The organism is Mesorhizobium sp. C372A (assembly GCF_030323245.1).
Classification (GTDB): domain Bacteria; phylum Pseudomonadota; class Alphaproteobacteria; order Rhizobiales; family Rhizobiaceae; genus Mesorhizobium.
In genome coordinates this window covers 4,450,907-4,473,836 of the sequence record NZ_CP100475.1, presented here as the reverse complement: position 1 = coordinate 4,473,836, position 22,930 = coordinate 4,450,907, and the positions used below count along the sequence as shown (strand labels likewise).

At 60.8% G+C, this 22,930-nt stretch carries 25 protein-coding genes and 1 pseudogene; 12 read left to right on the top strand and 14 right to left on the bottom strand.

The window, feature by feature from the left end; all coding sequences use genetic code 11:
* Positions 1–487 precede the first annotated feature (487 nt).
* Positions 488–1,174, top strand: coding sequence for an outer membrane protein (locus tag NLY42_RS21390; RefSeq protein ID WP_031197086.1), 687 nt, complete (start codon positions 488–490; stop codon positions 1,172–1,174).
* 1,504 nt (positions 1,175–2,678) lie between these two features.
* Here the strand turns inward: NLY42_RS21390 and NLY42_RS21385 are convergent.
* A complete protein-coding gene (locus NLY42_RS21385) occupies positions 2,679–2,909 on the bottom strand; it encodes a hypothetical protein (protein ID WP_032896103.1) in 231 nt (76 codons plus the stop codon).
* Positions 2,910–2,988: 79 nt separating this feature from the next.
* On the opposite strand from NLY42_RS21385, the gene NLY42_RS21380 reads away from it, so the two are divergent.
* Both NLY42_RS21380 and NLY42_RS21375 read left to right on the top strand, forming a co-directional pair.
* The gene (locus NLY42_RS21380; protein ID WP_023755233.1) at positions 2,989–3,849 is read left to right on the top strand and encodes an ATP-dependent DNA ligase; all 861 of its coding nucleotides are present in this window, start codon (positions 2,989–2,991) and stop codon (positions 3,847–3,849) included.
* Positions 3,846–4,046 carry a DUF768 domain-containing protein gene (locus NLY42_RS21375; protein ID WP_023755232.1) on the top strand — a complete coding sequence of 67 codons (201 nt, stop codon included), beginning with the start codon at positions 3,846–3,848 and terminating at the stop codon, positions 4,044–4,046. Before NLY42_RS21380 ends, NLY42_RS21375 begins: the two co-directional genes overlap by 4 nt.
* Here the strand turns inward: NLY42_RS21375 and NLY42_RS21370 are convergent.
* Positions 4,043–4,309 carry a hypothetical protein gene (locus NLY42_RS21370; RefSeq protein WP_023755231.1) on the bottom strand — a complete coding sequence of 89 codons (267 nt, stop codon included), beginning with the start codon at positions 4,307–4,309 and terminating at the stop codon, positions 4,043–4,045. The genes NLY42_RS21375 and NLY42_RS21370 overlap by 4 nt on opposite strands.
* Positions 4,310–4,516: 207 nt before the next feature.
* On the opposite strand from NLY42_RS21370, the gene NLY42_RS21365 reads away from it, so the two are divergent.
* Positions 4,517–4,798: a hypothetical protein gene (locus NLY42_RS21365; protein WP_156933802.1), complete on the top strand. Its 282-nt coding sequence runs from the start codon at positions 4,517–4,519 to the stop codon at positions 4,796–4,798.
* Complete coding sequence (locus NLY42_RS21360) at positions 4,791–5,216, top strand: hypothetical protein (RefSeq protein ID WP_023755230.1); 426 nt, start codon at positions 4,791–4,793, stop codon at positions 5,214–5,216. Before NLY42_RS21365 ends, NLY42_RS21360 begins: the two co-directional genes overlap by 8 nt.
* 130 nt (positions 5,217–5,346) lie before the next feature.
* On the opposite strand, the gene NLY42_RS21355 is transcribed toward NLY42_RS21360, so the two are convergent.
* From NLY42_RS21355 to NLY42_RS21345, 3 genes are all read right to left on the bottom strand, one after another.
* Positions 5,347–6,405: a hypothetical protein gene (locus NLY42_RS21355; protein ID WP_023755229.1), complete on the bottom strand. Its 1,059-nt coding sequence runs from the start codon at positions 6,403–6,405 to the stop codon at positions 5,347–5,349.
* Between the two features lie 496 nt (positions 6,406–6,901).
* Positions 6,902–7,360 (bottom strand): hypothetical protein, encoded by a 459-nt coding sequence (locus tag NLY42_RS21350; protein WP_023755227.1) that lies wholly within the window; start codon positions 7,358–7,360, stop codon positions 6,902–6,904.
* Between the two features lie 442 nt (positions 7,361–7,802).
* Positions 7,803–8,282, bottom strand: a complete 480-nt coding sequence (locus NLY42_RS21345; RefSeq protein WP_027050850.1) for an MgtC/SapB family protein — start codon at positions 8,280–8,282, stop codon at positions 7,803–7,805.
* A gap of 295 nt (positions 8,283–8,577) precedes the next feature.
* On the opposite strand from NLY42_RS21345, the gene NLY42_RS21340 reads away from it, so the two are divergent.
* The 7 genes from NLY42_RS21340 to NLY42_RS21310 all read left to right on the top strand — a co-directional run bounded on the left by NLY42_RS21340 (position 8,578) and on the right by NLY42_RS21310 (position 16,093).
* Positions 8,578–9,783 carry a septal ring lytic transglycosylase RlpA family protein gene (locus NLY42_RS21340; RefSeq protein ID WP_023701721.1) on the top strand — a complete coding sequence of 402 codons (1,206 nt, stop codon included), beginning with the start codon at positions 8,578–8,580 and terminating at the stop codon, positions 9,781–9,783.
* 102 nt (positions 9,784–9,885) lie between these two features.
* Complete coding sequence (locus NLY42_RS21335) at positions 9,886–11,052, top strand: D-alanyl-D-alanine carboxypeptidase family protein (RefSeq protein WP_023688475.1); 1,167 nt, start codon at positions 9,886–9,888, stop codon at positions 11,050–11,052.
* Positions 11,053–11,124: 72 nt separating this feature from the next.
* Positions 11,125–11,799, top strand: coding sequence for a dTMP kinase (tmk, locus tag NLY42_RS21330; protein ID WP_023701723.1), 675 nt, complete (start codon positions 11,125–11,127; stop codon positions 11,797–11,799).
* Positions 11,796–12,851, top strand: a complete 1,056-nt coding sequence (locus tag NLY42_RS21325) for a DNA polymerase III subunit delta' (protein ID WP_023745049.1) — start codon at positions 11,796–11,798, stop codon at positions 12,849–12,851. Before tmk ends, NLY42_RS21325 begins: the two co-directional genes overlap by 4 nt.
* 90 nt (positions 12,852–12,941) lie before the next feature.
* The gene (metG, locus tag NLY42_RS21320; RefSeq protein WP_023755226.1) at positions 12,942–14,492 is read left to right on the top strand and encodes a methionine--tRNA ligase; all 1,551 of its coding nucleotides are present in this window, start codon (positions 12,942–12,944) and stop codon (positions 14,490–14,492) included.
* Positions 14,492–15,280, top strand: a complete 789-nt coding sequence (locus NLY42_RS21315) for a TatD family hydrolase (protein WP_023755225.1) — start codon at positions 14,492–14,494, stop codon at positions 15,278–15,280. Before metG ends, NLY42_RS21315 begins: the two co-directional genes overlap by 1 nt.
* Positions 15,281–15,283: 3 nt before the next feature.
* Positions 15,284–16,093, top strand: coding sequence for an MBL fold metallo-hydrolase (locus tag NLY42_RS21310; RefSeq protein ID WP_023755224.1), 810 nt, complete (start codon positions 15,284–15,286; stop codon positions 16,091–16,093).
* A 23-nt stretch (positions 16,094–16,116) separates the two neighbouring features.
* Here NLY42_RS21310 and NLY42_RS21305 read toward each other — a convergent pair whose 3' ends face one another.
* The 9 genes and pseudogenes from NLY42_RS21305 to NLY42_RS21265 form a co-directional block, all read right to left on the bottom strand.
* The gene (locus NLY42_RS21305; RefSeq protein WP_023736650.1) at positions 16,117–16,878 is read right to left on the bottom strand and encodes a GNAT family N-acetyltransferase; all 762 of its coding nucleotides are present in this window, start codon (positions 16,876–16,878) and stop codon (positions 16,117–16,119) included.
* A gap of 341 nt (positions 16,879–17,219) precedes the next feature.
* Positions 17,220–17,549, bottom strand: coding sequence for a hypothetical protein (locus NLY42_RS21300; RefSeq protein WP_023755223.1), 330 nt, complete (start codon positions 17,547–17,549; stop codon positions 17,220–17,222).
* A pseudogene (locus tag NLY42_RS21295) lies at positions 17,546–18,445 on the bottom strand (translation factor GTPase family protein); the annotation flags it as partial. The gene NLY42_RS21300 and the pseudogene NLY42_RS21295, both read right to left, overlap by 4 nt.
* 41 nt (positions 18,446–18,486) lie before the next feature.
* The gene (locus NLY42_RS21290; protein ID WP_023682543.1) at positions 18,487–19,389 is read right to left on the bottom strand and encodes an alpha/beta fold hydrolase; all 903 of its coding nucleotides are present in this window, start codon (positions 19,387–19,389) and stop codon (positions 18,487–18,489) included.
* A gap of 70 nt (positions 19,390–19,459) precedes the next feature.
* Positions 19,460–20,236, bottom strand: a complete 777-nt coding sequence (locus NLY42_RS21285; protein ID WP_245263572.1) for a DUF8605 domain-containing protein — start codon at positions 20,234–20,236, stop codon at positions 19,460–19,462.
* Positions 20,237–20,342: 106 nt separating this feature from the next.
* Entirely contained in the window at positions 20,343–20,705 is a 363-nt protein-coding gene (locus NLY42_RS21280; RefSeq protein ID WP_245263570.1) for a hypothetical protein, read from the bottom strand.
* Complete coding sequence (locus NLY42_RS21275; protein WP_245263569.1) at positions 20,681–21,118, bottom strand: NAD(P)-binding domain-containing protein; 438 nt, start codon at positions 21,116–21,118, stop codon at positions 20,681–20,683. Before NLY42_RS21275 ends, NLY42_RS21280 begins: the two co-directional genes overlap by 25 nt.
* Positions 21,119–21,141: 23 nt before the next feature.
* Complete coding sequence (locus NLY42_RS21270) at positions 21,142–22,020, bottom strand: aldose 1-epimerase family protein (RefSeq protein WP_023668938.1); 879 nt, start codon at positions 22,018–22,020, stop codon at positions 21,142–21,144.
* 174 nt (positions 22,021–22,194) lie between these two features.
* Entirely contained in the window at positions 22,195–22,911 is a 717-nt protein-coding gene (locus tag NLY42_RS21265) for a Bax inhibitor-1/YccA family protein (protein ID WP_023755221.1), read from the bottom strand.
* Between the last annotated feature and the right edge of the window lie 19 nt (positions 22,912–22,930).

The window sequence follows — 22,930 nt, the reverse complement described above, 5'->3', positions numbered from 1 at the left end:
CGCGCTTGCTCGTGATCTAGCGATGGAACCTAATGCCCAGCGCCAGCTTGAGTGCGCCGGCCTTTTCAGTTTTGGAACACAGCGGGCCTTTCGCCGTTGGGTGCAATGGAACAGCTTCGCAGCCAGATGCAGGTATTCGCCGATCCGGGCCTGTGGGTCGCCTTGGCGGCACTGCTGATCCCTTATGGGATCGGTGTCGCACTGCTTCTGAGGGTAGCCGGGTGATGGACCTGCCAGGTCTGGCACAGGATGAGCGGATTCACGAGAAGCCGCCTTAACGTGGCGGCTGCCTGGCGACGCAATGGGCAAGCCGGGCCTGATCGGACGAGTGAAGCACTTGCGTAGCAGCGGAGGACCTGCGCCATGGACGCGCCGGATGCGCCTGCTGTGTCAAGCCAAAGAAACCAAGGCTCAAGTGTTGCACGAATGAGACAGTAAATTTGTCGAACTCTGGTACATATTAGCTCCGGTTAATGTGGGGACGATAATGCGCAGCCTTTCAATTGCAATTGCAGGTATTTTGACGATGCTGGCCGGAGCGGCATTTGCCGCAGACCCGATGGCCATCGTTCCATCTGAAAGCAGCGCCATCAACTGGTCAGGAGCCTATATTGGCGCCGTAGCCGGATATGGTTGGAACAGCGATCACTACGATTTCGGCCCCCCCGGCGTCGATGTTGATTCGGATGGCTTCATTGGCGGCCTGACCGCAGGGTACAATTGGCAGCGGGGCCAGATCGTGTTCGGCGTTGAGGGCGACGTGTCATACGCCAATATTCACGGTAGCGCCCTTGAGGTTCCGTTTGTGCCGCCATGCGGCAATGAAGGCTGTACAGCCGATGTAGACTGGTACGGGACGGGCCGAGTGCGCGTTGGCTATGCGTTCGAGAATTTCCTCCCATATCTCACGGGCGGCTTTGCTGTCGGTAAGGTCAAGGGCACGGCTGACCTGGGAGCCTGCGGCTTTACGCCAACATGCGGCTATGACGAGACCAGGTGGGGCTGGGCGGCCGGCGCAGGACTTGAATGGGCGCTGAACCAGCAGCTGTCGTTCAAGGCTGAGTATATGCACGTCGACCTGGGCACTCCCGAGTTCAACACGCCTTCTTCTGTCCCATCGACTGACAATATCGACTTCGACACGGTCCGCGTAGGCATCAACTATCACTTCTGAGGCTCTACGCCTTTCTGTCGTCGGTTTATTTTGAGGAGAAAACCTCGGTGAAGAAAATTTATTTGAAGCCAACGTTGGCGAAGCGCGGTAAACTGTCGGCTGTGATCGCTGGCGGTCCATCCTCCCCGGGCCCGGTGGCAACATAAGTTCTGTTACCGCCACATTCCGAGCTCCTTGGTGCGTCCAGCTTGGCGGATTGACTGGCTTGGCTCTATATCGGCCGGATGGGAAAAGGCTGGACGTTCCAATCGCTGATCGACCAAAAGATGACGTCACGGCGTACTGCCACACCCCAGCGTGCCATCATAAGCAGGGAGCTTGAACTGGTGAAGCTCCGCGACCGTTTCAGCCTAGAGGCGCCGGCCCAAGCTGAAATGCGCCAAGTGCGGCAGCAACAAAGTCGGGCTGATCTACTCGCCGGACACCAGCCCGAACGCCTATGGCAAGGCGAAGGGCAGCTAACGAGCCAGCGCAATTCCAATGCCAACACCAAGGCCGATAGTGAGGGCCAAGGAACAGCTTGCTGGCAAGAGCGAGGGCGAAGGCGCAACAGGGCGCCACACGTCCAGGCGGGGCTCTCTAGGGCGTTGGCGATATCGTCGAAAAAGCTTTCATCCGGGCAATGTAGATCGAAACCCACCTCGAATCTATGAATCGCCGGTTTGTTCCGTCAAAGTCTAACGATCAGGGAAGCGCCCTGGAAAGCACGTGTAGTAACGGTTGATTCAACCATTGCTGGTATAAGTGTGGGGTGGGTGGCGGCTCCGACAGTTCGGGGTGGAACTCAATGCCGAAGCCGCCTGCGCAGCCAAGGTTGGGGTTTGACCGCGCCGTCCTATTCTGGGACAGCGCGGTCAACGATTCGTTAAAACGCTCCGGAACTAATTAAGCACGCGCTAATTGACTCGCGGTCTCGGGAGTCAGTGCATGCGTGAAGTTCATTGCTCCGATGATGGAGCCGATTTTGGCGGGACAAGCCTCCCGAGGGCATTGGACAGCGTCACGTACCGGCCGCCGTCTTCGTCTTCCCTCTTCCTAGAGATCCGCCATTCGTTGGGCGAGTGGGTTGTTCGCATTATAGGGAGGAACGGTGCAACGTATTCCCGAGCATTCGAAAATGAGGCAGATGCCGTCGCTTTCGCTGGCGATCAGTCTTCTCGTCTAGGATTGGAAGCTCCCCCGAACCGAGCAACTTGACCGCCCTTCTCTGAAGATCGAAAGCGCGAATCTGTGAATCCCCTGGAACATCGTCGCCTCGAAACACTTCGGGCGGGTCGCACTGTTCCCACTTCAGTGTCTCCCAAAACTGCCCACTACTCCTGAACGGAGGTGGGCTTTTTTGTACATTAGCGGAACCTGAAATTTGGGGGCTTGTTGATAGAACGGCAGCGAGTGGGTGTTCGCTGCTGGTCGAGGTCCCGCAAGACTCGGCCGGGCTCGCATCACCTGCCCTGGTCGGTGCGAGCCCACCGTCGCGCGACCAAGCGAGCTTCCCTGTGTCGGTCTATTTGATACTAGGAGACGGCGTTTTCATCATCACGCGCAATTGCATCTGGTCAATGGTTGCGACGATTGCAGCTGCCAGTGCTTCCGCCTCGTGGATCAGTTCCGGCCCATAGAGGCCATTCACCATCTCTTCGCTCGGTAACACGCCAGGCGGACAGTGATCCTCGATAGTGCGCCGGATGAGCGTCAGCGCTGCCCGGCATTGGTCGGCTTCGATCTTCATAACCATTGAAACATGCAATTCGTCTAAAATGTTCCGGAACCGATTTCGGGCTTCCAGCTTGAATCGCCGGAGGGTGGGTCAGTGCATGCGTTTGAAGTTCATTGAGCCGTTGATGCCGACCTTAGTGGAGAAGCCTCCCGAGGGCGGCGACTGGACCCATGAGGTGAAGTTCGACGGCTACCGTTCCCAGATGATCATCGATGAGGACGGGACGCGCATTTATACGCGCAACGGCCACGACTGGACGGCGAAATATCGCGACCTGGTGAGAGAGGCCAAGCGACTTGGTACCGAAAGCGCCATTGTCGACGGCGAGATAGTCGTTCTGAACGATAGGGGCCTTTCGGACTTCGCAGCGCTGCGCAAAGCCATCACCCGCCGGCAGCACGACTTGTATTTTGTTGCCTTTGATCTGCTTCATCTTAACGGCCACGATCTGCGCGATAAGGCGCTAGAGGAGCGGCGCGAGATCCTGGCCAGCATGATCGAGCCCGGCGGGCGTATTCAGTTCAGCGAGCCCCTGCCGGGGGAAGCCAAGGCCATCTTTCACTTGCTCGACAAGGCCGGACTTGAAGGCATGGTGTCGAAGCGGAAGGACAGCAAATACCGAAGCGGTCCGTCGACCAACTGGCTGAAGGCCAAGTGCTATGCGATTGACGAGTTCGATCTGCTCGGCGTCGAGCGTGAAGCGGGCAAGCCGGCTTTCGCTCTGATGGCTGAGCGCGGCACCGGGCGTTATGTCGGCAGCGCATTCGTCACCTTGAACCGGGAAATGCGCGAGAGGCTATGGAAACGCGTCCAGGAGCACTCAGGCACGGCGCCCAAGGGCATCATGAAGCGGCCGGCCACGCAATGGGTCAAGCCGGGGCTGATCGGCCGCGTGAAGCACCTGCGCGGCGAGGATGACCTGCGGCATGCATCGCTGCAGGACTTTCGAGAAGAATGAGCAAGCGGGGTAGTGATTTTCTCTACCATTGGATCTCGGATCATTTGTCGGACGATCCGATTATCGATCCGGTGCTGCTGGTGATCGATATGACTGCGGAAGCAAAACGGGCGGCCGAAACCCAAGGCATCCCCGGCCAGGAGATCGATGAGGAAATCGGCACGATCTACAAATTAATCATGCAAGAGTTGCGCTAAGTCAGGATTTCCGCGAGGTCGACGACGGCTCTCGCGGCTGAAGCCGGTCCTGTCCCGTTCCATTTGATGAACTGCGCCTTCTGGCCGGTGATGGTCTCGATCGACTTCAACAGGGGCCGATGGACCTCACGTAGAGCTTGGTAGTGCTCGCTGTTGTAGGACAGTAGCGGTCGAACAATGCTCTTGTACAGCGTCTCCGCTGCCGCCAGGACACGGTCGATCTCGTCCTGCGAAAGCTGCTTGGAAGGTTTGGTTCTGGCCATTGGCGATCTCCGTTGAAGGGGTCGCGGCAACTGGATGATCTTTCCAATTTTCGCTCTTTGAGCGCAAGTGCCTGATGCGTTACCACCCTGTCAATTATTTACCCGGTAAGCTGGCCCGCGCATGATCGAACATTTGCAAAAATTGCAACAGCGATTACATTTGGCACGCCGCGCCGCGACTTCCGGGCGCGAGAAGTTTGGAATGGCATGGCGATTTTTCTGATTGTTCCGCAACCACACACGTCCGGGCATAAGCTCGGCCCCGCCATCGCTGCCAACTTTCCAAACGCCAATTATGCGTTGGAGGGCGAGGCAGGTTGGCTGGTTTCGGCAAACCTAAGCGTAATGGATTTGTCCGGGCGCCTAGGGATAACCGATGGTTCAAACGGTGCGGCAGTGATTGTCGAGGCCGCGTCCTATTATGGGCGCGCAAATCCGAACACATGGTCCTGGATAAAGGCCAACTGGGATTCAACCAAAAATGGTTGATGAACCCAAGACCAGCACGCCGGAATCGATGGTGCAGACAGCGCCAGCTAGCACAAGATCATATGATGAAATGAACACTCATCAAATGATTTTTGAGATGCAGGGCACGTTGGGAGAAATCCGGGAGGCAATTAGATCGCTCGAAAAAGGTGCGCAACGAGCGATATCTCGGGTTGAGGACAATGAGAAAGCCACCGCAGAGCTGAAATCCCAGATTACCGCGCTGACACCTAAGGTAGAGGACGTACTGGCTTTCATTCGGCACGGTATGCCGTCCTTGGTAAACAAGGCTGATCTTGCCGCACTGAAAATCGATATCGAAAAGAGACCGACACGGCGGCAGGCAATTTTGGATATTGCCTGGGTGGTCGGCTTGGTATCCACAATTCTGGCGATTGGTGCGCGCCTGGCTCATTAGCCGGTCCGAGAACGCCAAATTGCGATTCAAAGCTCTTCCCTAAAATCCTGTAGGGACGCATGGCGCAAGTCTTCCTCGCGCCGCAAGTGCTTCACGCTCTAGGCCCGGCTTAATTCGTCCGGGCGCTTCATCAGTCCGGCAGGCTTCCAAATGGCTGTAGCCAGTCCCGCACCCACTGAGGGAGAGGTCTCATTTCTAGAAGACAGTTTTTGGCATCAGCGATGGACTGCGAACCTGTCCTAGACGCTCTTTCTAGCCTGCCTATTGCCTCTAAGACATCTAGAGCTGCAGCGCGATCACCATAGGCGTCCAACATCTCGATCCAATGAATAATGGAGGCGGCGACAACCGCGAGAGTCGTTAAATGAATTTCCGGCGATTTGGGCTCCTGGTGGCGATGCGTAAATTTGTGGCGCACCTTAAATAGGTTGCGAACGAGGTCAGCTGGCGCGGGGCGGCAGAGCGTCGAGACATAGGTCTCCATGCTCGCCCATCTGGCGCTGTCGTTCTCGCCAAACAGAATATCTAGCGTTCCAACTGCTTGAGACACAAATTGACCGGGTGTCGTCGAATTGAACGCCAGCATCAAAGCGTGCGCACAGCTTTCGACCCCTCCAGAAGCTTGGCCGTTGAGTAGATTCGCACATATGGTTGGTGCACCAAGAATTGCGGCATCGACGTCGGCCATCGTTCGCTTACGGAAGGGCTTCATCATCATGGTATTCGGCCAGCTGAGTGGCTGAGCATGACCGGACATCCAGAACCTCTCTCGGTCAAAAACTATCGGCAATTCTGGATGTTCGGGGACGCGATTTACCCATACCGGGACAGGCAGCGATCGGACGCCTACTCGACCATCGCCGGTGGCCAACTCATACATTGGCTTGTAGAGGGCCATGACATTTAATGCCGAAATGATCTGTTCGGCCTTGAGGCTGGCCCGTTGCCAGCCCGCATAGTCAATTTCTTCCATGAAGCACTTAACTATCAACATTGCGTCGGGCTTCATTCGATCGCGTATCATGGCCACATTGCCGCCGAATCCATCCGGACTTTGAACAAGCGCGTCGATGGCGTCGGGTTCAGGACTCACGAGAGCCCAATTCCTGTTCAAGAGCTCTAAGGTGATGTCGGCGGGATCCATCAATATTCCACGCACAGGGAAAAGTGCGTAGCGTTCCTTAGCCATTATGCAGTCCCTCCCGATGGCGAAATCAATGACGCCTTTCCTGGAGTCGTTCAACCACCCCTGATGCGCGTCACACCGGCCGGCGACGCCAGAAATTATACGGTCATCATCCGGTCGGAGTATGCGAAACGCCGGTTTTGCAGCAAGGGCGAAGCACGGCCGGCGGGCTGGAGCAAATCCCGTGTAGGCGCACTACGGGTCACAGCGGGCACAAGCAGACATTTCCGCTCGGCCTAAATCTGCGGCCACGCGAAACGCCTGGTCGCGATCATTGTAAGGACCGTGCCACTTTCCGTTCCGGCCGGAATCTTCTTCATGTATACCGGCACCGTGATTGCATGCGGAGCACTCGGCGCGATGGATACGGCCGCGATCTCTGGTCCAGTTTTCATAGACATATAACGACATGAGAAGCCTCCGTGTTCATCGAGGCTTCCCATTAAGAGCATTTCCGGCCGCGAAACTAGTTCACTAAACGGAATTATTTTCGCGCCTATCACGTCACCCGCAAGGCCGCTTGCTCGTCAACGGTGAACCCACCACGGCCCCGCCTGAAGCCGCTGTAGAGATCATCGACCATGGCGGCCTCGGCTGGGTACAAGATATGCCCATAGGATAGGCCCCGCATCATCGCCCTAAGCTCGCGATCATGTTGCGGGTTGTCGGCAAGGCATCTCTCGACGGCCGCATCCAGGATCGTTGCCCAATTCTCGATATCGACGGCTACGGCGCCGGAGGCCTCGCGCCGGAGCCGGGCGAAGATGGTGCGGATATCGAGCTCGCGCGTTGCCTCGACATAGCCGAGGCCGCGCCGGCCGGCATCCATCATGAACCGCTCGAAAGGGGCCTGATCGTCGCCGGTGACGGCGTCGATCATGTCGGGCAGCTTTGAAAGGATCATGCCGACGCCGCCCAGGATGATGGGCGAGAAATATAGGAGATCGCTTAAAACCATTGTCATCTTCCTCCGCCGTCCGGCATGTCTAGCCAGAACAATTCCGCAACAAACTGCTACGCTTTTTGCAACTAAACTGCGTAGCACTCGAAGGTACGAGGCGGGACTGAAAGGTATGGGCGCCGCCTCAACGCCTTGGAAAGACGGCACTTGGAAGGACGTAGTGGGATGGGAAGGGATGTGAATGACCGAATTTCAAGACCGGTGCCTTAAACCGCTCGGCCATCCCTCCAACGTGACTTTTCAATCATCTAGGAACATCAACCGACCCAGTGAACGACAGTTGGTATCGAATGATACCTATCCTTCCGGACCAGCTTGCGGTTCATTTCTCTAGAGCGTTGCCCATCGCCAAGTCAACCATCGGCGCTGCCATGGATAATAGGGGGTGGCGTTCGTTACCCGAACGGAGCTGCGAACCCGTTTTCGAAGGAGCCGGGATCTAATTGCGATCCTTGCTGCCGACCTGCACAAGTTGCAGAAGACCCAGCACGACAAGTGCGAGCAAGGTAGCCAAAGCCGCGATCTGCCAGAACCCGAGCCCAACCGCCAGGCCTATGGCGCCTGCCAGCCACATGCCCGCCCCAGTGGTAAGCCCTTGAACCTCGCCCTTGGAGAAGAAGATCAAGCCCGCGGCCAGAAATGCCACGCCGGCAGTCGTGGCTTCGATCAAGCGGATAGGATCAATGGCGATTTCCTGACCATCGAAGACGTGAAGATGAGTAATCTCGATCGTGAGGATGGCAATTAGAGCCGTCGCAACACAGACCAGGATGTGTGTCCTCAATCCGGCCGGTCGGTTACGCCATTCGCGTTCGATCCCAACGATGGAGCCAAGGACGGCCGCGAGCAAAAGCCTGGCTGAAATTACGGAAAAGGGCAGCCACGTCTGTTGCCCGAAACGTTCAATGAATTCATCCATGAGGCGCAGAACGTATCTCGGGTCGGTCGGTTCCAGGCAGCCGCGCTTCATGCCACAGGTTCACTTCCAGACTCCAAAGGACAGAGGTCTCGGATGCCTCCTCACAGGCGCCCGGCCAGCCCGGGACCTGGCCGCCACATTCCTGCCCGGTTCCGGACACAATCGATTAATACGCTGATAAACAATTCCTGCGCACAAGGGATGGGGATTGGCGCGTCGCAGGCATTGCTCATCTGGCTCCGCCGAAATTCTAGAAGCGGCGCCTGTGTCGAGACGGTAGGGGACATCGGAAAACATGCAGACCACGACGCATCGGCGTCTTCGTCGCGCTCCTGCTTTGGTGTTGTGCGCTCTTTCGGCTGCGTTGCTGGCCGCGTGCGCGTCGCCGCAGTCCGAGCCGAAAGCCATGGTCTACAAGAAGCCTCGCTCGAAGGAATATTTTGCCGAGACCGAGTACGGCGTGAAGGCCAGCCCGCGCGTTCAGTACATGCGGCGCGGCGGCGGCCGCGACCAGTTGGGCAAGCCCTATCAGGTGCGCGGCAAGTGGTATTACCCCAAGGAAGACAAGCGCTACGCCAAGGTCGGTCTCGCCTCCTGGTATGGCGATGCCTTCCACGGTCGCCTCACAGCCAATGGCGAAGTCTACGACATGACCCATCTGACGGCGGCGCATCCGACCATGCCGCTGCCAAGCTACGCCCGTGTCACCAACACCGAGACCGGAAGCTCGGTCATCGTGCGCGTCAACGACCGCGGCCCCTATCACGAGGGACGCATCATCGATGTCTCGGAACGCGCCGCGCAAATGCTCGACTATGCCAAGGTCGGCACGGCCAGGGTCAAGGTGGAATATATTGGCCGCGCACCGCTCGACGGCGACGACGACCAATATCTGGTCGCCTCCTACCGCCCGGGCAACCGCCCGGACCCGTCCGATGGCTTGCCGACCGGCGTCATGGTGGCGATGAACGGACCTTCGCCGAGCCTATCTGTTGGCGCACCCCCTGCCGTAGTGCCGTTTCCTGGTCAGTTGACGAATTCCGACACACAGCCAGTGATGTCGATGCAGGCACCGGCCTCAAGCGATGTGACGCTGCCTGAATTCGGGCCGATCGTGCCTCAGCGCCCGGAATCGCCCTTTGCCGTGGCTTCGCTCTCCTATGCGGATGAGCGCGTACAGCGCGCCGACGTCTTTGCAGCGCTTGACGACCAGGGCATGTCGCCAGCCGACATCCTGCAATCGTGGAAGAAATCCAACCCGCAGGCATCGCCTGCCGTTTCCGACTATGTCGCCGCCGGATCCTTCGACGATGCCGCCGAGGCAAAGCGGGTGGCTGCGGCTCTCGAACCGTTCGGCAGGACCGAAATCCAGAGCACCGAACTCGACGGCAATGACTGGTACGCGGTCAATCTCTATCCGGATGGCCATGGCAATGTCGACGACCTCTTGCGCGCGGCATGGTCGCATGGCGCGCCGGACGCGCTGGCTGTGCGCAACTGACCAACAAAGGCACGCCGGTTTTGTCATTGCGCGGTTGATCCGCCGGGAAGAAGCCTGATAGCGTTGCGGCAAGTTTCTGCCGGCTAACAGTCGAGCCTCTTCATGCGATTTCGCCTTTTCCACCCTTTTGCCGGGCTTTTTGGCCTTGGCTTCTTGCTTGCCGCGCTGGTTCCGGCCAACGCGCAGCTTTTCGAGACCAAGGCGACGCAGGCTTTCATGATCGATGCCGAAACCGGCACGGTGCTGTTTTCCAAGGATGCCGACCAACCGATCCCGCCGGCCTCGATGGCCAAGCTGATGACGATGGAGATGGTCTTCAACGCCATCAAGTCGAAGCGCATGAGCCTCGACGACACCTTCGTGGTTTCGGAAAATGCCTGGCGCAAGGGCGGTGCGCCTTCGGGAACGTCGACCATGTTTGCCAAGCTCAAATCGGCGATCCGGGTCGAGGATCTGATCCAGGGGGTCACCATACAGGCCGCCAATGACGGCTGCATGGTGCTGGCCGAAGGCATGGCCGGTTCGGAAGAGAATTTCGCGGCGCAGATGAACGATCGCGCGCGCCAGATCGGGCTGCCGAAATCGACATTTGTCAATTCCACCGGCCTGCCGGCCGACGGCCAGCAGACGACAGTGCGCGAACTGGCGCAGCTTGGCCTGCATATATGGCGCGAATATCCGGATCTCTATCTCTATTACGGCCGGGCCGATTTCACCTGGAACAAGATCTCGCAAAAGAATCGCAACCCGTTGCTGGCCATGGGCATCGGCGCCGATGGGCTGGCGGTCGGGTCGAGCGAGGCGGGCGGTTTCGGCATTGTCGGCTCGGTCAGCCATGACGGAACCAGGGTGTTCGCGGCGATGAGCGGATTGGCCAATGATCGCGAGCGCGCCGAGGAAGCGCGCAAGCTGCTCGAATGGGGCGTCCGCTCCTTCGAGAAGACCGAGATTTTCGCTGGCAACGAAGTGGTCGGCGAGGCCCAGGTGTTCGGCGGCGCCAAATCCAGCGTAGCGCTGAAGGCAAAGGCGCCGATCGACGTCCTGCTGCCGATCGCCAACCGCGACAAGCTGACCGCCAGGATCGTCTATCAGGGGCCGGTATCGGCGCCGGTGGAGGAGGGGCAACCCGTCGGCGCGCTGCGCGTCTGGATCGGCGATACGCTGAGCCAGGAAACGCCGCTTTTCGCCGCCGAATCGGTCGGCGTCGGCACACTGCCGCAACGCGCGTTTGATGCCGCCAGGGAACTGGCCGTAGGCTGGCTGCGTTGAGTTCCTGCGGCGTGGACCTTTTCTCGGGCGCGGACTAAGACACCAGCGCAAAGCAGGACAAAGGCCTTTCGATTGGCAAGCGGATTTTTCATCACCTTCGAAGGCGGCGAGGGCGCCGGCAAGTCGACGCAGATCGAACGGCTGGCCCAGAAGATGCGCGCCAAGAAATACGATGTCCTCCTCACCCGCGAACCCGGGGGGTCACCCGGCGCCGAGGCGGTCAGGCACGTGCTCCTGTCCGGCGCCGCCGAGCCTTTCGGGCCGAAGATGGAGGCGCTGCTGTTTGCCGCCGCGCGCTCCGACCATGTCGAGCAGGTCATCCGGCCGGCGGTGGAGCGCGGCTCCATCGTGCTTTGCGACCGTTTCCTGGATTCGTCGCGCGTCTATCAGGGCGTCACCGGCGGCCTCGATCCGGCTTTCATGGAAGCTCTGGAGGAGGTCGCCATCAACGGCATGATGCCGGACATGACGCTGATCCTTGACATTGACCCCGCCGAGGGCTTGCGGCGCGCCGCCGCGCGGCGTGGCGCCGAGGACGGTCCGGACCGCTTCGAAAAGGAGACGCTGGACATCCACCAGCGCCGCCGTGACGCCTTCCTGGCGATCGCAACCGCCGAGCCGGACCGCTGCATCGTGATCGACGCGTCGGCGCCTCCCGCTACGGTGGAGGATGTCATCACCGCGGTGGTGTTCGCCGCACTTGAGGCGAGGGCGCCCGCGCGCAACCGACAGGCGGCGCCCGCATGATCTTCGAACGCATCGCTCCCGAGCAGCACGACACGCTGGACGGTGTACCGGAGCCGTCCGAGACGCTGCGCCTGGTCGGCCATGAGCAGGCGGCCGCGATGCTCGCTGCCGCCTATCGCTCGGGAAAACTGCCGCATGCGGTGATCTTTGCCGGGCCGATCGGCATCGGCAAGGCGACGCTTGCCTTTCACCTGGCGCACCATCTGTTGAAGCATCCGGCCTTCGACCAGGCGCCGGATGTGTTTGCCGTTCCCGATCCGGCCTCATCGCTGTTTCGCCAGATCGCCACCGGGGCGCATCCCGGCGTGCTGCATCTGACCAGGCCGCTGAACGACAAGACCAAGAGCTTCAAGACGGTCGTCACCGTCGACGAGATCCGCAAGGTCAACCGCTTCCTGTCGCTGACCTCGCATGACGGCAGCTACCGGGTGGTGATCGTCGATCCGGCCGACGACATGAACACCAACGCCGCCAATGCCTTGCTGAAGAACCTCGAGGAGCCGCCGAGCCGCACGCTGTTCATCCTCATCGTGCATGCGCCGGGCAGCCTTTTGCCGACCATCCGCTCGCGCTGCCAGATGGTGCGGCTGACGCCGCTCGATGCCGGCAGCCTGATGAGCGTTCTGGAAACCGTTGAGCCGCCGCCACCTTCCGATCCTGCCGCGCGCGCGGCACTGGCGGAACGGGCAGGGGGCAGCGCCCGCAATGCGATCCTTCTGACCCAATATGGCGGGCTGGAGATTGCCGGCACGCTCGACGCCCTGGTCACGTCGGGCAGGAGCGACATCGCCGGCGCCTATCGCCTTGCCGAGGCCGTCGCCGGCCGCGACCAGGCGATCCAGTTCGACATCTTCAACCGCCGCGCGCTCGATCTGCTCTCCACCGGCGCCAGTGAAGCCGCGCTGGCTGGGGATCTCGCGCGGGCGAAAACGCTGTCCGACACTTGGCACGAGGCGCTGAACGCCATATCTGAGACCGATACCTACAATCTTGACAAGAAGCAGCACGCCTTGACCATGATCGACCGCCTGAATTCCGCAATGCGAATGTGACCGGTTTCGGCATTGGGGCGGGATGGCAATCGCCGTCTCGATGCGATATCCACCGCTCACATTCATTCGGCCATTCATGACGGTTAATTCATGTCACGCGACACATTCTACATCACGACACCAATTTTCTATCCGAACGGCAAGCCGCATATCGGCCACGCCTATACGGTCATTGCGACCGACGCGCTGGCCCGCTTCCAGCGCCTGGACGGCAGGGACGTGCTCTCCCTCACCGGCACTGACGAACACGGCCTCAAGATGCAGCAGACGGCCGAGAAGGAAGGCATAACGCCACTCGCGCTTGCCGACCGCAACTCGGCGATCTTCCGTTCGATGACAGAGGTCCTGGGCGGCTCGAATGATGATTACATCCGCACGACGGAACCACGCCACTACGAGTCGTGCCAGGCGATCTGGAAGGCGATGGCGGCCAATGGCGACATCTATCTCGACCGCTACAGTGGCTGGTATTCGATCCGCCAGGAAGCCTATTTCGAAGAGAGCGAAACCACGCTCGGCGACGACGGCGTGCGCCGCGAGCCGCTTGGCTCGCCGGTCGAATGGAATGAGGAGGAAAGCTACTTCTTCAGGCTTTCCGCCTATCAGGACAAATTGCTTGCGCTGTACGAAAGCCAGCCCGATTTCGTCGGTCCGGCCGAGCGCCGAAATGAGGTGATGAGCTTCGTCAGGTCCGGCCTCAAGGACATCTCGGTCTCGCGCACGACCTTCAATTGGGGCGTGCCGGTGCCCGGCGACGACAAGCATGTGATGTATGTCTGGGTCGATGCCTTGACCAACTACATCACCGCTGCCGGCTATCCCGACACCAAGGCCGAGCAATGGCGCTACTGGCCGGCCACGCACATTATCGGCAAGGACATCGTCCGCTTCCATGCCGTCTACTGGCCGGCTTTCCTGATGTCGGCCGGCATCGAACTGCCGAAGCGCGTCTTCGCGCATGGCTTCCTGTTCAACCGCGGCGAGAAAATGTCGAAGTCGGTCGGCAATGTCGTAGACCCCTTCACCATGGTCGAGCATTACGGCCTCGACCAGGTGCGCTATTTCTTCTTGCGTGAGGTGCCATTCGGCCAGGACGGCAGCTACAGCCATGACGCGATCGTCAACCGCACAAATGCCGATCTCGCCAACGGTCTCGGCAATCTGGCGCAGCGCTCGCTGTCGATGATCGCCAAGAACTGCGGCGGCGTGGTGCCGCATCGCGGCGAGCTGACCGAAGCCGACAGCGCGATCCTCGACCAGGCGGTGGAAGCGCTGGGTACCGCGCGCCAGGCGATGGCGGAACAGGGCATCCATCTCGCGTTGGCGGCGATCTTCGGCGTTGTGGCGGAAGCGGATCGCTACTTCGCCTCGCAGGCGCCCTGGGCGCTGAAGAAGACCGATCCGGCGCGCATGGAAACAGTGCTGTGGACGACCGCCGAACTGGTGCGGCGCGTGGCATTGCTGTGCCAGCCCTACATTCCGGGGTCGGCCGGCAAGCTGCTGGACCTGCTGGCGGTGCCGGCGGACAAGCGTGACTTCGCGCATGTCCATGCCGACTATGCGCTGGTGCCCGGCACGGCGCTGCCCGCGCCGGAGGGCCTGTTTCCGCGTTATGTCGAAAACCCTGAGGCGAGCGCCTGATGCTCGTCGACAGCCATTGCCATCTCGACTTTCCGGATTTCACCGAGGAGCGGGCGGCCATCGTCGCCCGCGCCAAGGCTGCCGGTATAGGTCACATGGTGACCATCTCGACACGCGTGAAGCGGTTTGCGCAAGTGCTTGAGATTGCCGAGAGTTTCGACGAAATCTATTGCTCGGTCGGCACTCATCCTCACAATGCCGGCGAAGAGCTGGATGTGACGGCTGAGGACCTTGTGCGCCTGTCCGCGCACCCGAAGGTGGTGGCGATCGGCGAGGCCGGGCTCGACTATTTTTACGACAAGGCGCCACGCGATGCGCAGGCGCAGGGCTTTCGTACTCACATAGCGGCCGCGCGCGAGACCGGCTTGCCGCTGGTGATCCATTCGCGCGATGCCGATGACGACATGGCTGCCATCCTCGAAGACGAAACAGGGAAGGGCGCCTTCCCCTTCATCCTGCATTGTTTTTCGTCGGGGCGACGGCTGGCCGACGTGGGCGTCAAGCTTGGTGGCTATGTGTCCTTCTCGGGCATACTGACCTTCAAGAACTCAGCCGATTTACGCGCCATCGCAGCCGATGTGCCGCATGACCGGCTGCTGGTCGAGACCGACGCACCGTATCTGGCGCCGGTGCCGTTCCGCGGCAAACGCAACGAGCCGGCCTATGTCGCGCATACAGCCAAGGTGCTGGCGGAGACGGTCGGCGTTGGCGAAGCCGAGATCGCGACGCTGACGACGGCGAACTTCTTCCGGCTGTTCGGCAAGATGCCGCGGCCCGCCGGGCTCTGACGCATGAGCGACCGGCTGCGCCTCACCATCCTCGGCTGCGGCTCGTCACCTGGCACGCCGCGCATCACCGGCGACTGGGGCAATTGCGACCCGGCCAATCCGAAAAACCGGCGTACACGCTCAGCCGCGCTCGTCGAGCGGATAGCAGCCAACGGCGCCAGAACCACGGTCGTCATCGACACCGGGCCTGATTTCCGTGAGCAGATGCTGATGGCGGCCGTCCGGCGCATCGACGCCGTCGTCTATACGCATCCGCACGCCGACCACATCCACGGCATCGACGATCTGCGCGGCTACGTGCTGGAGCAGCGCCATTTGATCGATGTCCATGCCGACCAGCCGACCATGCTCAGGCTGCGCGAAGCGTTCGGCTATTGCTTCGAGACGCCGTTTGGCAGTTCCTATCCGCCGATCGTCAGGCCGCACATCATCGATCACGCAAGGGCGGTGACGATCGAAGGCGAGGGCGGTGCCCTCACCCTCGAGCCGCTGCCGCAGATCCATGGCGACATCATTTCGCTCGGCTTCCGCATCGGCGGGCTGGCCTACTGCCCCGATATAAGCGACTTCCCGGATACCACCGCCGAGCGGCTGCGCGGCCTGGAAATGCTGGTCATCGATGCCTTGCAGTACCATACCCATCCCAGTCATCTGTCGCTCGGTCAGGCGCTTGGCTGGATTGAAAAACTGGCGTCGAAACAGGCCGTGCTGACGCATATGCATGTGCCGCTCGACTATGCCACGGTGAAGGCCGAGGTGCCGGCCAACGTCACTCCGGCCTATGACGGCATGGTGATCGAAATTCCTTTATGAGACAGCATGATACGAGCATATCTTTATAAGGACGTTCGGTTCTTCGGCGCGAAGATCAGCAGCGTTCCAATCCGCTCATAGCCCATGCGGGGATAAAGCAGCGCTCCGGCACGCGTCGCCAACAGCATCGAGCACCGCGACCCATGCGCTTTGTCGTCATGCAGCATTTTGGCCATCAGCGCCTGGCCGATGCCTCGACGCCGGTGCGAAGGCTCGACAAACATTGCCGAGCACCATGTGGCGCCGACGGCGTCTATGCTGCGCACACGCCCGACGATGGCGTCGCCATCGAGCGCCACATACTGGCGAAACGGCGCATCGTCGCCGAGTTGATCGTCTGGAAGTGGCCGCCTGCGTATGACCTTTCCCAGTTGTGCAGCGCGTTCAGCCGTCCTCACGCGTTCGATAGAGACGATTGCTGGCGGGTCTGGAATTTGGCGCAGCGACTGGATGAAAAAGCCTTCCGTCCGCAGCAGCCGGTAGCCGAGCGCCTTGTAGGCCGTTCGCGTCGGTTCGTCCGGGCCGTCATTCGCGATCACGACCGAAACGGCAAAGCCCGGCCGCGCATGCTGCCGCACGATGGCATCGGCTTCCTCGGCGGCGACGTCATGGACGATCCATTCTTCGCCACGGTAGTCGCGTGCATTCTTGCGCTCGGCATCGCGCATCAGCCACAAGGGTCCGACGCGGCTGGCTTCGTATGGAAAGGTGCGGCTCTTGTCGGTGCTGAAGCCGTGCACGAACACTTCGATCGCCGCTTCGATGTCACGCTTTCCTGTTGTCATCAACACAGCGTAGCGTTGGCCATCGGCTCAAGGCAACACGCGTCGATCATGCCAAGCCTATGAAAGTCCGCGTCCTTTCCCAGCTGCAGCCTGATGCATAAGTTCCATAATCTATCTTATGCGACTTTCATATGTGGCTGCTGCTTCCATTACGGACGTGCCAATATACGCCCTGCTGACTGAGATGCGGGCCGGCGGCTCTGATTGCTTGGCGGGAGGAACGTTGACGAAGCAGTGGCGAAATGAGTTGGCGTGGTCTTCATTTCTCAAGGGATGGCGCCTTTCGCAAAGGCCTCGACTTCCTGCTCGACCGGCCCGCGCCGGGATAACGAACAGGAGCGTCATCCCGAAAAGCTTTCCAGGAGGCCGCTGAAGGCTGCTGCGATTGCAACAAGATGGAAGACGCCAAGGGCCAGCCATCTGGAGCCGCCGGCGCCCGCAACAAATGCCCCATAGGCAGGAAACTGCAGCGCAGCCAATCCGATGGAAAGGCTGGTGATCGTTGTGTTGGTCAAAAGCGTTGCCAGCATGGGGACCGGATAGAGAAGTCGCGCCAGCACATAGTCGCCATGCCCGGCCCCGGCCGAATAGAGCGCCAGGAAAAAGGCGGCCGGCGTGACGCCGAGGCCGACAAGGAACCCTGCCCGCGAGGAGAATTTTGGCGACGTCATCTGGCCATGGCCATGGCGGCCGGTGGGTCGCCGCCGGGTGGCAGTGGTACGGGAGCGTATCCGGAATAGTCGGCGCGCAGGCGTGCCAGTCCGTTCGAACAGGACCGGAGCGCATCCTCCAGCATGAACATGTTCGCGAGCGGCATTGTCGCTTTGACAACGACGACCACGCCGCTGATTTCCCGACTCCGGATCAGGCCCCGGCGGCTGTGCAGTTCGGCGATGATTTTGTCGACATAGGCCGCCGACGTGTTCACCTCGACTTGCATGATCGGCTCGAAGAGCTGCACGCCCAGCTTGGGAGCGGCTTCACGGAAGCAGGCTCGGCCGGCGATCTCGAAAGTCAGGGGCGAGGAATCAGTATCGTGATACGCGCCGTCGATCAGCGTTGCCTTCACGCCAAGCATCGGGAAGCCAGCAAACGGGCCTGAAGACAGAATGTTCCGCAGCCCCTTTTCGACGCCCGCAACATATTCGTTCGGAAGCGCACCGTCGGCGACCTTGGACCCGAAGACGAAGTCCCAGCTACCGCCATTCGGCTCGAACGCAATCTTGACGCGGGCGAACTGACCCGTACCACCGGACTGCTTATTGTGCGTGTAGTCCTGCTCGTGCTTACGGGTGATCGTCTCGCGATACGCTACCTTGGGCGCGCCGACATTCACCTCAATGCGAGACTCGCGGCGCAGGTGGTCGATGACTATGTCGAGGTGGAGTTCGTCCCTGCCGGCGACGATCGTCTGGCCCGATTCCGCATCCTGCTTGACGTGCAACCAGGGATCCTCGTCCGCCAGCTTCGACAAGGCAGTAGCTAGCTTCTCCTGATCCGCCCGCGACTTCGGCTCGATCGCGATTTGCAGCAGAGGCCAGGGCGCGGCAGACTTTTCTATCATGACGCCATGGTTGCAGATCGATCCGATGACCGCAACGGAGGGGTCTACGCCCGGCCGGCCGCCCTGCCCGTCCCTTTCGCTTCCTGACTGTGGACGCGCGCCAGGAAATCGCGCACCAGCGGAAGTGCCTCATCGAAATGCGTTTCGAGCAACCAGTGGCCGGCGCCATCGATCAGATGAAGCTCCGCTTCCCGCAAATCGCGCTGGTAGGCATGCGCCGATTGTGCCGGCATGTAACCATCCTCGGGGCCCCAGACGATGAGCGTTTGCGGTTGGTGCTCGCGCAGATAGCTCTGATAGCGCGGGAACCAGCCGAGGTTCGCCTCCAGCTTCTCCATCAGGCCGACCGCGAGCCGCCGGCGGATCGGCGTGTCCATCAAAGGCCAGTGGAGTTTCCAAAGATCGGGAGGCACGCGCTCGGCTACAGCGTAATCCACCTCTCCGACAAACTCGTGCCGGAAGCCCTTCTCGCTTACCGCCTCTTCCAACGGCCGGTGCTTTTCGGGCGTCTTTTCCTTCCAATAGGCTTTTATCCCAGCGTATTTCGGCCCGAGAACATCCTGGTATATATCGCCGTTCTGGATGATGAGTGCCGCGATGCGCTCGGGATGTGCGATGGCGTGGCGCAGTCCGATCTGAGAGCCATAATCGTGCAGCCAGAGCGCATAGCGCGACGTGCCGAGCGCATCGGCGAAAGCTGTCAGAAACCCGGCATAGGCATCGAAATCATAGCCAAAGTCCGACATTTCGGGCGTGCCGCTGTAGCCAAAGCCGGGAAAGTCCGGCGCGAATGTATGCCAGCGATCGGCAAGTGCCGGCATCAACCGTCGGAATTGATAGGACGAGCACGGATAGCCGTGCGGCAGGAGAAGGACGGGAGCATCAGGCGGGCCGTCTTCGCGATAGAAGATGCTGTTTCCGTCAATGTCGATCCGGCGATGTTGCAATTATACCTCCTTGCTCAAAGCTTGCCCGCCACTTTGTTTACGGCGCTCGGGCAAGAAGGTTCCCTTGAAGTCAGGGCGTGACGGCTTCCGGCTCTCCATTGCCCGACAGGATCTGCAGCGTTCCGCGCGTGGCGTTGCGGAACGCATCGTCGAAACTGACGCCACGTACCTGCCAGCGATACTCCTTATCCTTGAAGCTGAGCCGCCAGTCGCCGACCCAGCCCAGCGCTTCCTGGCGCCATACCAAAGTGCCGGCAAGCAGGGCGTCCCCATCCAGCGTGTTGGCCACGTCGGCGAGCGCGACGTCGGACGGCCGAGGCAACTCCAGCGGCAAACCGGTCCGGTGCGCCGCGTCCGCCAGCGCAACGCGCATATCCGCCGCAAGCTCGCCGCCGCCATCGCGCACCAGCGTGAAGCCGTCGCCTTTCATCGGCCTTACATCCAGCAGTGCGACCATTTTTGGCCGCGGCACCGCCCACGGTTTGCGCCCGAGCGACGCCAGCAAGGCATCGATCTTGTCCGGGTCGAAATCGGCGGTGATGTAATGCGGCCGGTCGTGGGTGCCCTGCTCGTCATGCGGCGGGCGGTTGTTGAGCAGGTCGCGGTAGCCGAAACCAGTGACATAGTCGGCCGCGTGCCGGCTCATGTCCGCAACACGCGGGTCGCCGATCAGCCGCGGGTCGCCGGAAACCTTGACCAGCACCTCTTCAAGGCACGGCGCCAGGCCCCAGGCCCGGTTCTCCTCGCCAGTGCCGCTGGTCACCGATTGCGCGCGGTAGAGGCTGGCGCGGTCGATGTCGGCGGCAGCGACCGGAAAGACAATCAGCACAGCCAGCGCCGCTGCCACAAAGCCCAATTTCAAGCATCCAGGCACCCGCCGACCCTCCCGAACGGTCCGGAACATCCGTTGGAGCCATACTCCTGATCATCAGGGAATTTCAAGGTACCGCCCATCAAGGCGTATCGCCGACGATGCGCCGGTGTACGCCGTCCAGGCTCTCGGTGAGCGCCTCGAACATGTTTCGCGCCGTGAGTTCGCGAAGAACCTGTTCGTTGATGCCGCCGCGCGTCGCATAGTCCTGCGCCAGATGCATGAAGTCGGCATCCGGCGACATATCAGGAGCGCATCCCAAGGCTTTGAAAAGCGAGGCGATGTAATCGCGCCCCTTCCCTTCCTCCACGCCATTCCTCTTGAGCCAGCTGTTAATCGTATCGAGATATCTAAAGTAGCTGGCATAGGTTGCGGTGGCCACGCTCAACGCGTTGAATTCGGCTGGGTTCTCGACCTCGATCACTTTCCCCAGATTGCCGAACAAGGCAGCGACAGTGGCATCCGGCGGGCAGATGGTCGTTGCCCCAGCCGGTGGGCGATCATCGGCATGGGCAGCGCTTTCGTCACCTGGTGCGCGGGTGCGGTCAAGCGGGCAATCTCCTCGCGCGGCAGCGTGGCGATCAAGCTGATGAGGTGATGCTCGCGCCGAAACCGCAAACCCGGCAGGACGTCATGCGCAATTTGCGGCCGGACAGCCAGCATGACCAGGTCGCATTGATCGAGAACCGCCTGATTGTCATCAGCGATACGCACATCCGGATAACGGGCTGCCAGCTCTGCGGCGATCTCTTCATTGCGCGGCGACAGCAGCACGGAGACGGAGTTATCCGCGACGGATTTGAGCCCGCTGACAATGGCCGCTGTAAGGGCACCCGTGCCGATGAAGCCAAGTTTCATCGCGCCTGTCTCTGGTTCATCGGTCACAGCGGCGCATGCTCGAGCCGTACCTGATAGCTCAGCACGCGCTTTTCACCGGGCGCGATCAGCATCACGCCCGGCTTGTCCGCGAACTCGCCATCGAAATCCACGGGGCTGGCAAGCCCGTGCCAGGGTTCGATGCACAGGAACGGAGCGCCGCCCGGCTTCGACCAGATGCCCAATTCCTTAAAACCCTGCCACGACATCTCGATCGCCGCACCGTTCGCGGCGGCATAGCGCACGCTGGTGCTGGCCGGCCGGTCGAGGATCACGGCGTCTGCCTCGAACAGCTGTTCGGAAAGCGCCAGCGTTTTGCCTTCGATAGGCGTCGGCCGCGGTGCAGCCAGCACCAGGCCATCCTTCAGCCGGCGGATCGGCGCCGGCTCGTCCTGGGCAAAGGTCAGGTGGTAGTCTGTCTTGGCGAGCCCCGGCTGCAATGGCCAATTGAAAGCCGGATGTGCACCGATGGAGGCTGGCAGCGTCTCGTCGCCGGTGTTGGCAATCTCGAAGCTCACACCAAGTTCGCGACGCTCGAGGGTGTAGGTGATGGCAAGGCGAAAGGCGAACGGATAGCGCGTGCGTGTATCGGCATCGTCGGTCAACACCAGCGTGCAGGATCGGGGGCTCGCGTCAGCCCACACAAATGGCTTGTCGCGGGCAAATCCGTGCTGCGTCAGGGGATAGACCCGGCCCCGATGGCGAAGCTGGTCCCCCTTCAGCCGGCCGACGATCGGAAACAGCACCGGCGAATGCCGCCGCCATTCCGGCCCGGCCTGCCACAAAAACTCCAGACCCTCGGCATTGCGCAAGGAGACGAGCTCGGCCCCCTGCCCGACAATGGTTGCCGAGATGCCGTCGCCCTGAAGCGTCACTTGTTCCATGCGTTCTCGCGGAAAGCTGCGTGCGAGCGGCAGGTTAGCAAAAGCCCGCATGGACTCAAGGGCGCAGCGACATCGCGCTGATAGAGGAGCGATGTCTCCACGCCAAAACGACAGTGGCCGGAGATTCTCCTCCGGCCACTGCGAGATCGAGATTGTTGCCTTGCTACGGTTCGACTATTCGCGTTCGCCGGTGAAGTTCAGCAGCAGCTGGAAGATGTTGACGAAGTTCAGGTAGAGCGACAGCGCGCCGAAGACGGCGAGCTTCTGCTGCGATTCCGCGTCGAAATTCTCAGCATACTGTTCCTTGATCGTCTGCGTGTCCCAGGCGGTCAGGCCAACGAACACCGCGATGCCGATCACCGAAATGGCGAGCTGCAGCGCGGTCGAGCCGAGGAAGATGTTGACGACGCTGGCGATCACCACGCCGATCAGACCCATGATCAGGAACGACGAGAACTGGGTCAGGTCGCGCTTGGTCGTGTAGCCGTAGAGGCTGGTGGCGCCGAACATGGTGGCGGTGATGAAGAAGGTGCGCGCGATGCTGGTGCCGGTGAAGACCAGGAACACCGAAGCCAGCGACAGGCCCATCACCGCGCAGAAGGCCCAGAACATCAACTGGGCGCTCGCCGCCGACATCGTCTGCATCTTGAACGAAAACAACAGCACGAAGGCGAGCGGCGCCAGCATCACCACCCATTTCAGCGGGCTGGAAAAGATCGGCACGTAGAGGGCCGGCGTCGAGGACACCACCATGGCAACGATGCCGGTGACGACGAGGCCGATGCCCATATAATTGTAGACGCGCAGCATGTGGCTGCGCAGGCCCTCGTCATAGACGGCGCCGGCGCGCGCGCCAGTGCCCATGCGGTATCCGAGGTCAGGGGTATTCATTGCGGGTTCTCCTTATGTG

Bases quoted from the DNA above. Each gene is read 5' to 3' on its own strand.
- NLY42_RS21325 (WP_023745049.1), top strand. From the start codon at position 11,796: ATGATCTTCGAACGCATCGCTCCCGAGCAGCACGACACGCTGGACGGT.
- NLY42_RS21370 (WP_023755231.1), bottom strand. From the start codon at position 4,309: ATGGCCAGAACCAAACCTTCCAAGCAGCTTTCGCAGGACGAGATCGAC.
- NLY42_RS21385 (WP_032896103.1), bottom strand. From the start codon at position 2,909: ATGGTTATGAAGATCGAAGCCGACCAATGCCGGGCAGCGCTGACGCTC.
- NLY42_RS21380 (WP_023755233.1), top strand. From the start codon at position 2,989: ATGCGTTTGAAGTTCATTGAGCCGTTGATGCCGACCTTAGTGGAGAAG.
- NLY42_RS21315 (WP_023755225.1), top strand. From the start codon at position 14,492: ATGCTCGTCGACAGCCATTGCCATCTCGACTTTCCGGATTTCACCGAG.
- NLY42_RS21360 (WP_023755230.1), top strand. From the start codon at position 4,791: ATGGTTGATGAACCCAAGACCAGCACGCCGGAATCGATGGTGCAGACA.
- NLY42_RS21265 (WP_023755221.1), bottom strand. From the start codon at position 22,911: ATGAATACCCCTGACCTCGGATACCGCATGGGCACTGGCGCGCGCGCC.
- NLY42_RS21310 (WP_023755224.1), top strand. From the start codon at position 15,284: ATGAGCGACCGGCTGCGCCTCACCATCCTCGGCTGCGGCTCGTCACCT.
- NLY42_RS21375 (WP_023755232.1), top strand. From the start codon at position 3,846: ATGAGCAAGCGGGGTAGTGATTTTCTCTACCATTGGATCTCGGATCAT.
- NLY42_RS21300 (WP_023755223.1), bottom strand. From the start codon at position 17,549: ATGACGTCGCCAAAATTCTCCTCGCGGGCAGGGTTCCTTGTCGGCCTC.
- NLY42_RS21305 (WP_023736650.1), bottom strand. From the start codon at position 16,878: ATGACAACAGGAAAGCGTGACATCGAAGCGGCGATCGAAGTGTTCGTG.
- NLY42_RS21355 (WP_023755229.1), bottom strand. From the start codon at position 6,405: ATGGCTAAGGAACGCTACGCACTTTTCCCTGTGCGTGGAATATTGATG.
- NLY42_RS21350 (WP_023755227.1), bottom strand. From the start codon at position 7,360: ATGGTTTTAAGCGATCTCCTATATTTCTCGCCCATCATCCTGGGCGGC.
- NLY42_RS21365 (WP_156933802.1), top strand. From the start codon at position 4,517: ATGGCGATTTTTCTGATTGTTCCGCAACCACACACGTCCGGGCATAAG.
- NLY42_RS21335 (WP_023688475.1), top strand. From the start codon at position 9,886: ATGCGATTTCGCCTTTTCCACCCTTTTGCCGGGCTTTTTGGCCTTGGC.
- NLY42_RS21270 (WP_023668938.1), bottom strand. From the start codon at position 22,020: ATGGAACAAGTGACGCTTCAGGGCGACGGCATCTCGGCAACCATTGTC.
- metG (WP_023755226.1), top strand. From the start codon at position 12,942: ATGTCACGCGACACATTCTACATCACGACACCAATTTTCTATCCGAAC.
- NLY42_RS21275 (WP_245263569.1), bottom strand. From the start codon at position 21,118: ATGAAACTTGGCTTCATCGGCACGGGTGCCCTTACAGCGGCCATTGTC.
- NLY42_RS21345 (WP_027050850.1), bottom strand. From the start codon at position 8,282: ATGGATGAATTCATTGAACGTTTCGGGCAACAGACGTGGCTGCCCTTT.
- NLY42_RS21340 (WP_023701721.1), top strand. From the start codon at position 8,578: ATGCAGACCACGACGCATCGGCGTCTTCGTCGCGCTCCTGCTTTGGTG.
- NLY42_RS21390 (WP_031197086.1), top strand. From the start codon at position 488: ATGCGCAGCCTTTCAATTGCAATTGCAGGTATTTTGACGATGCTGGCC.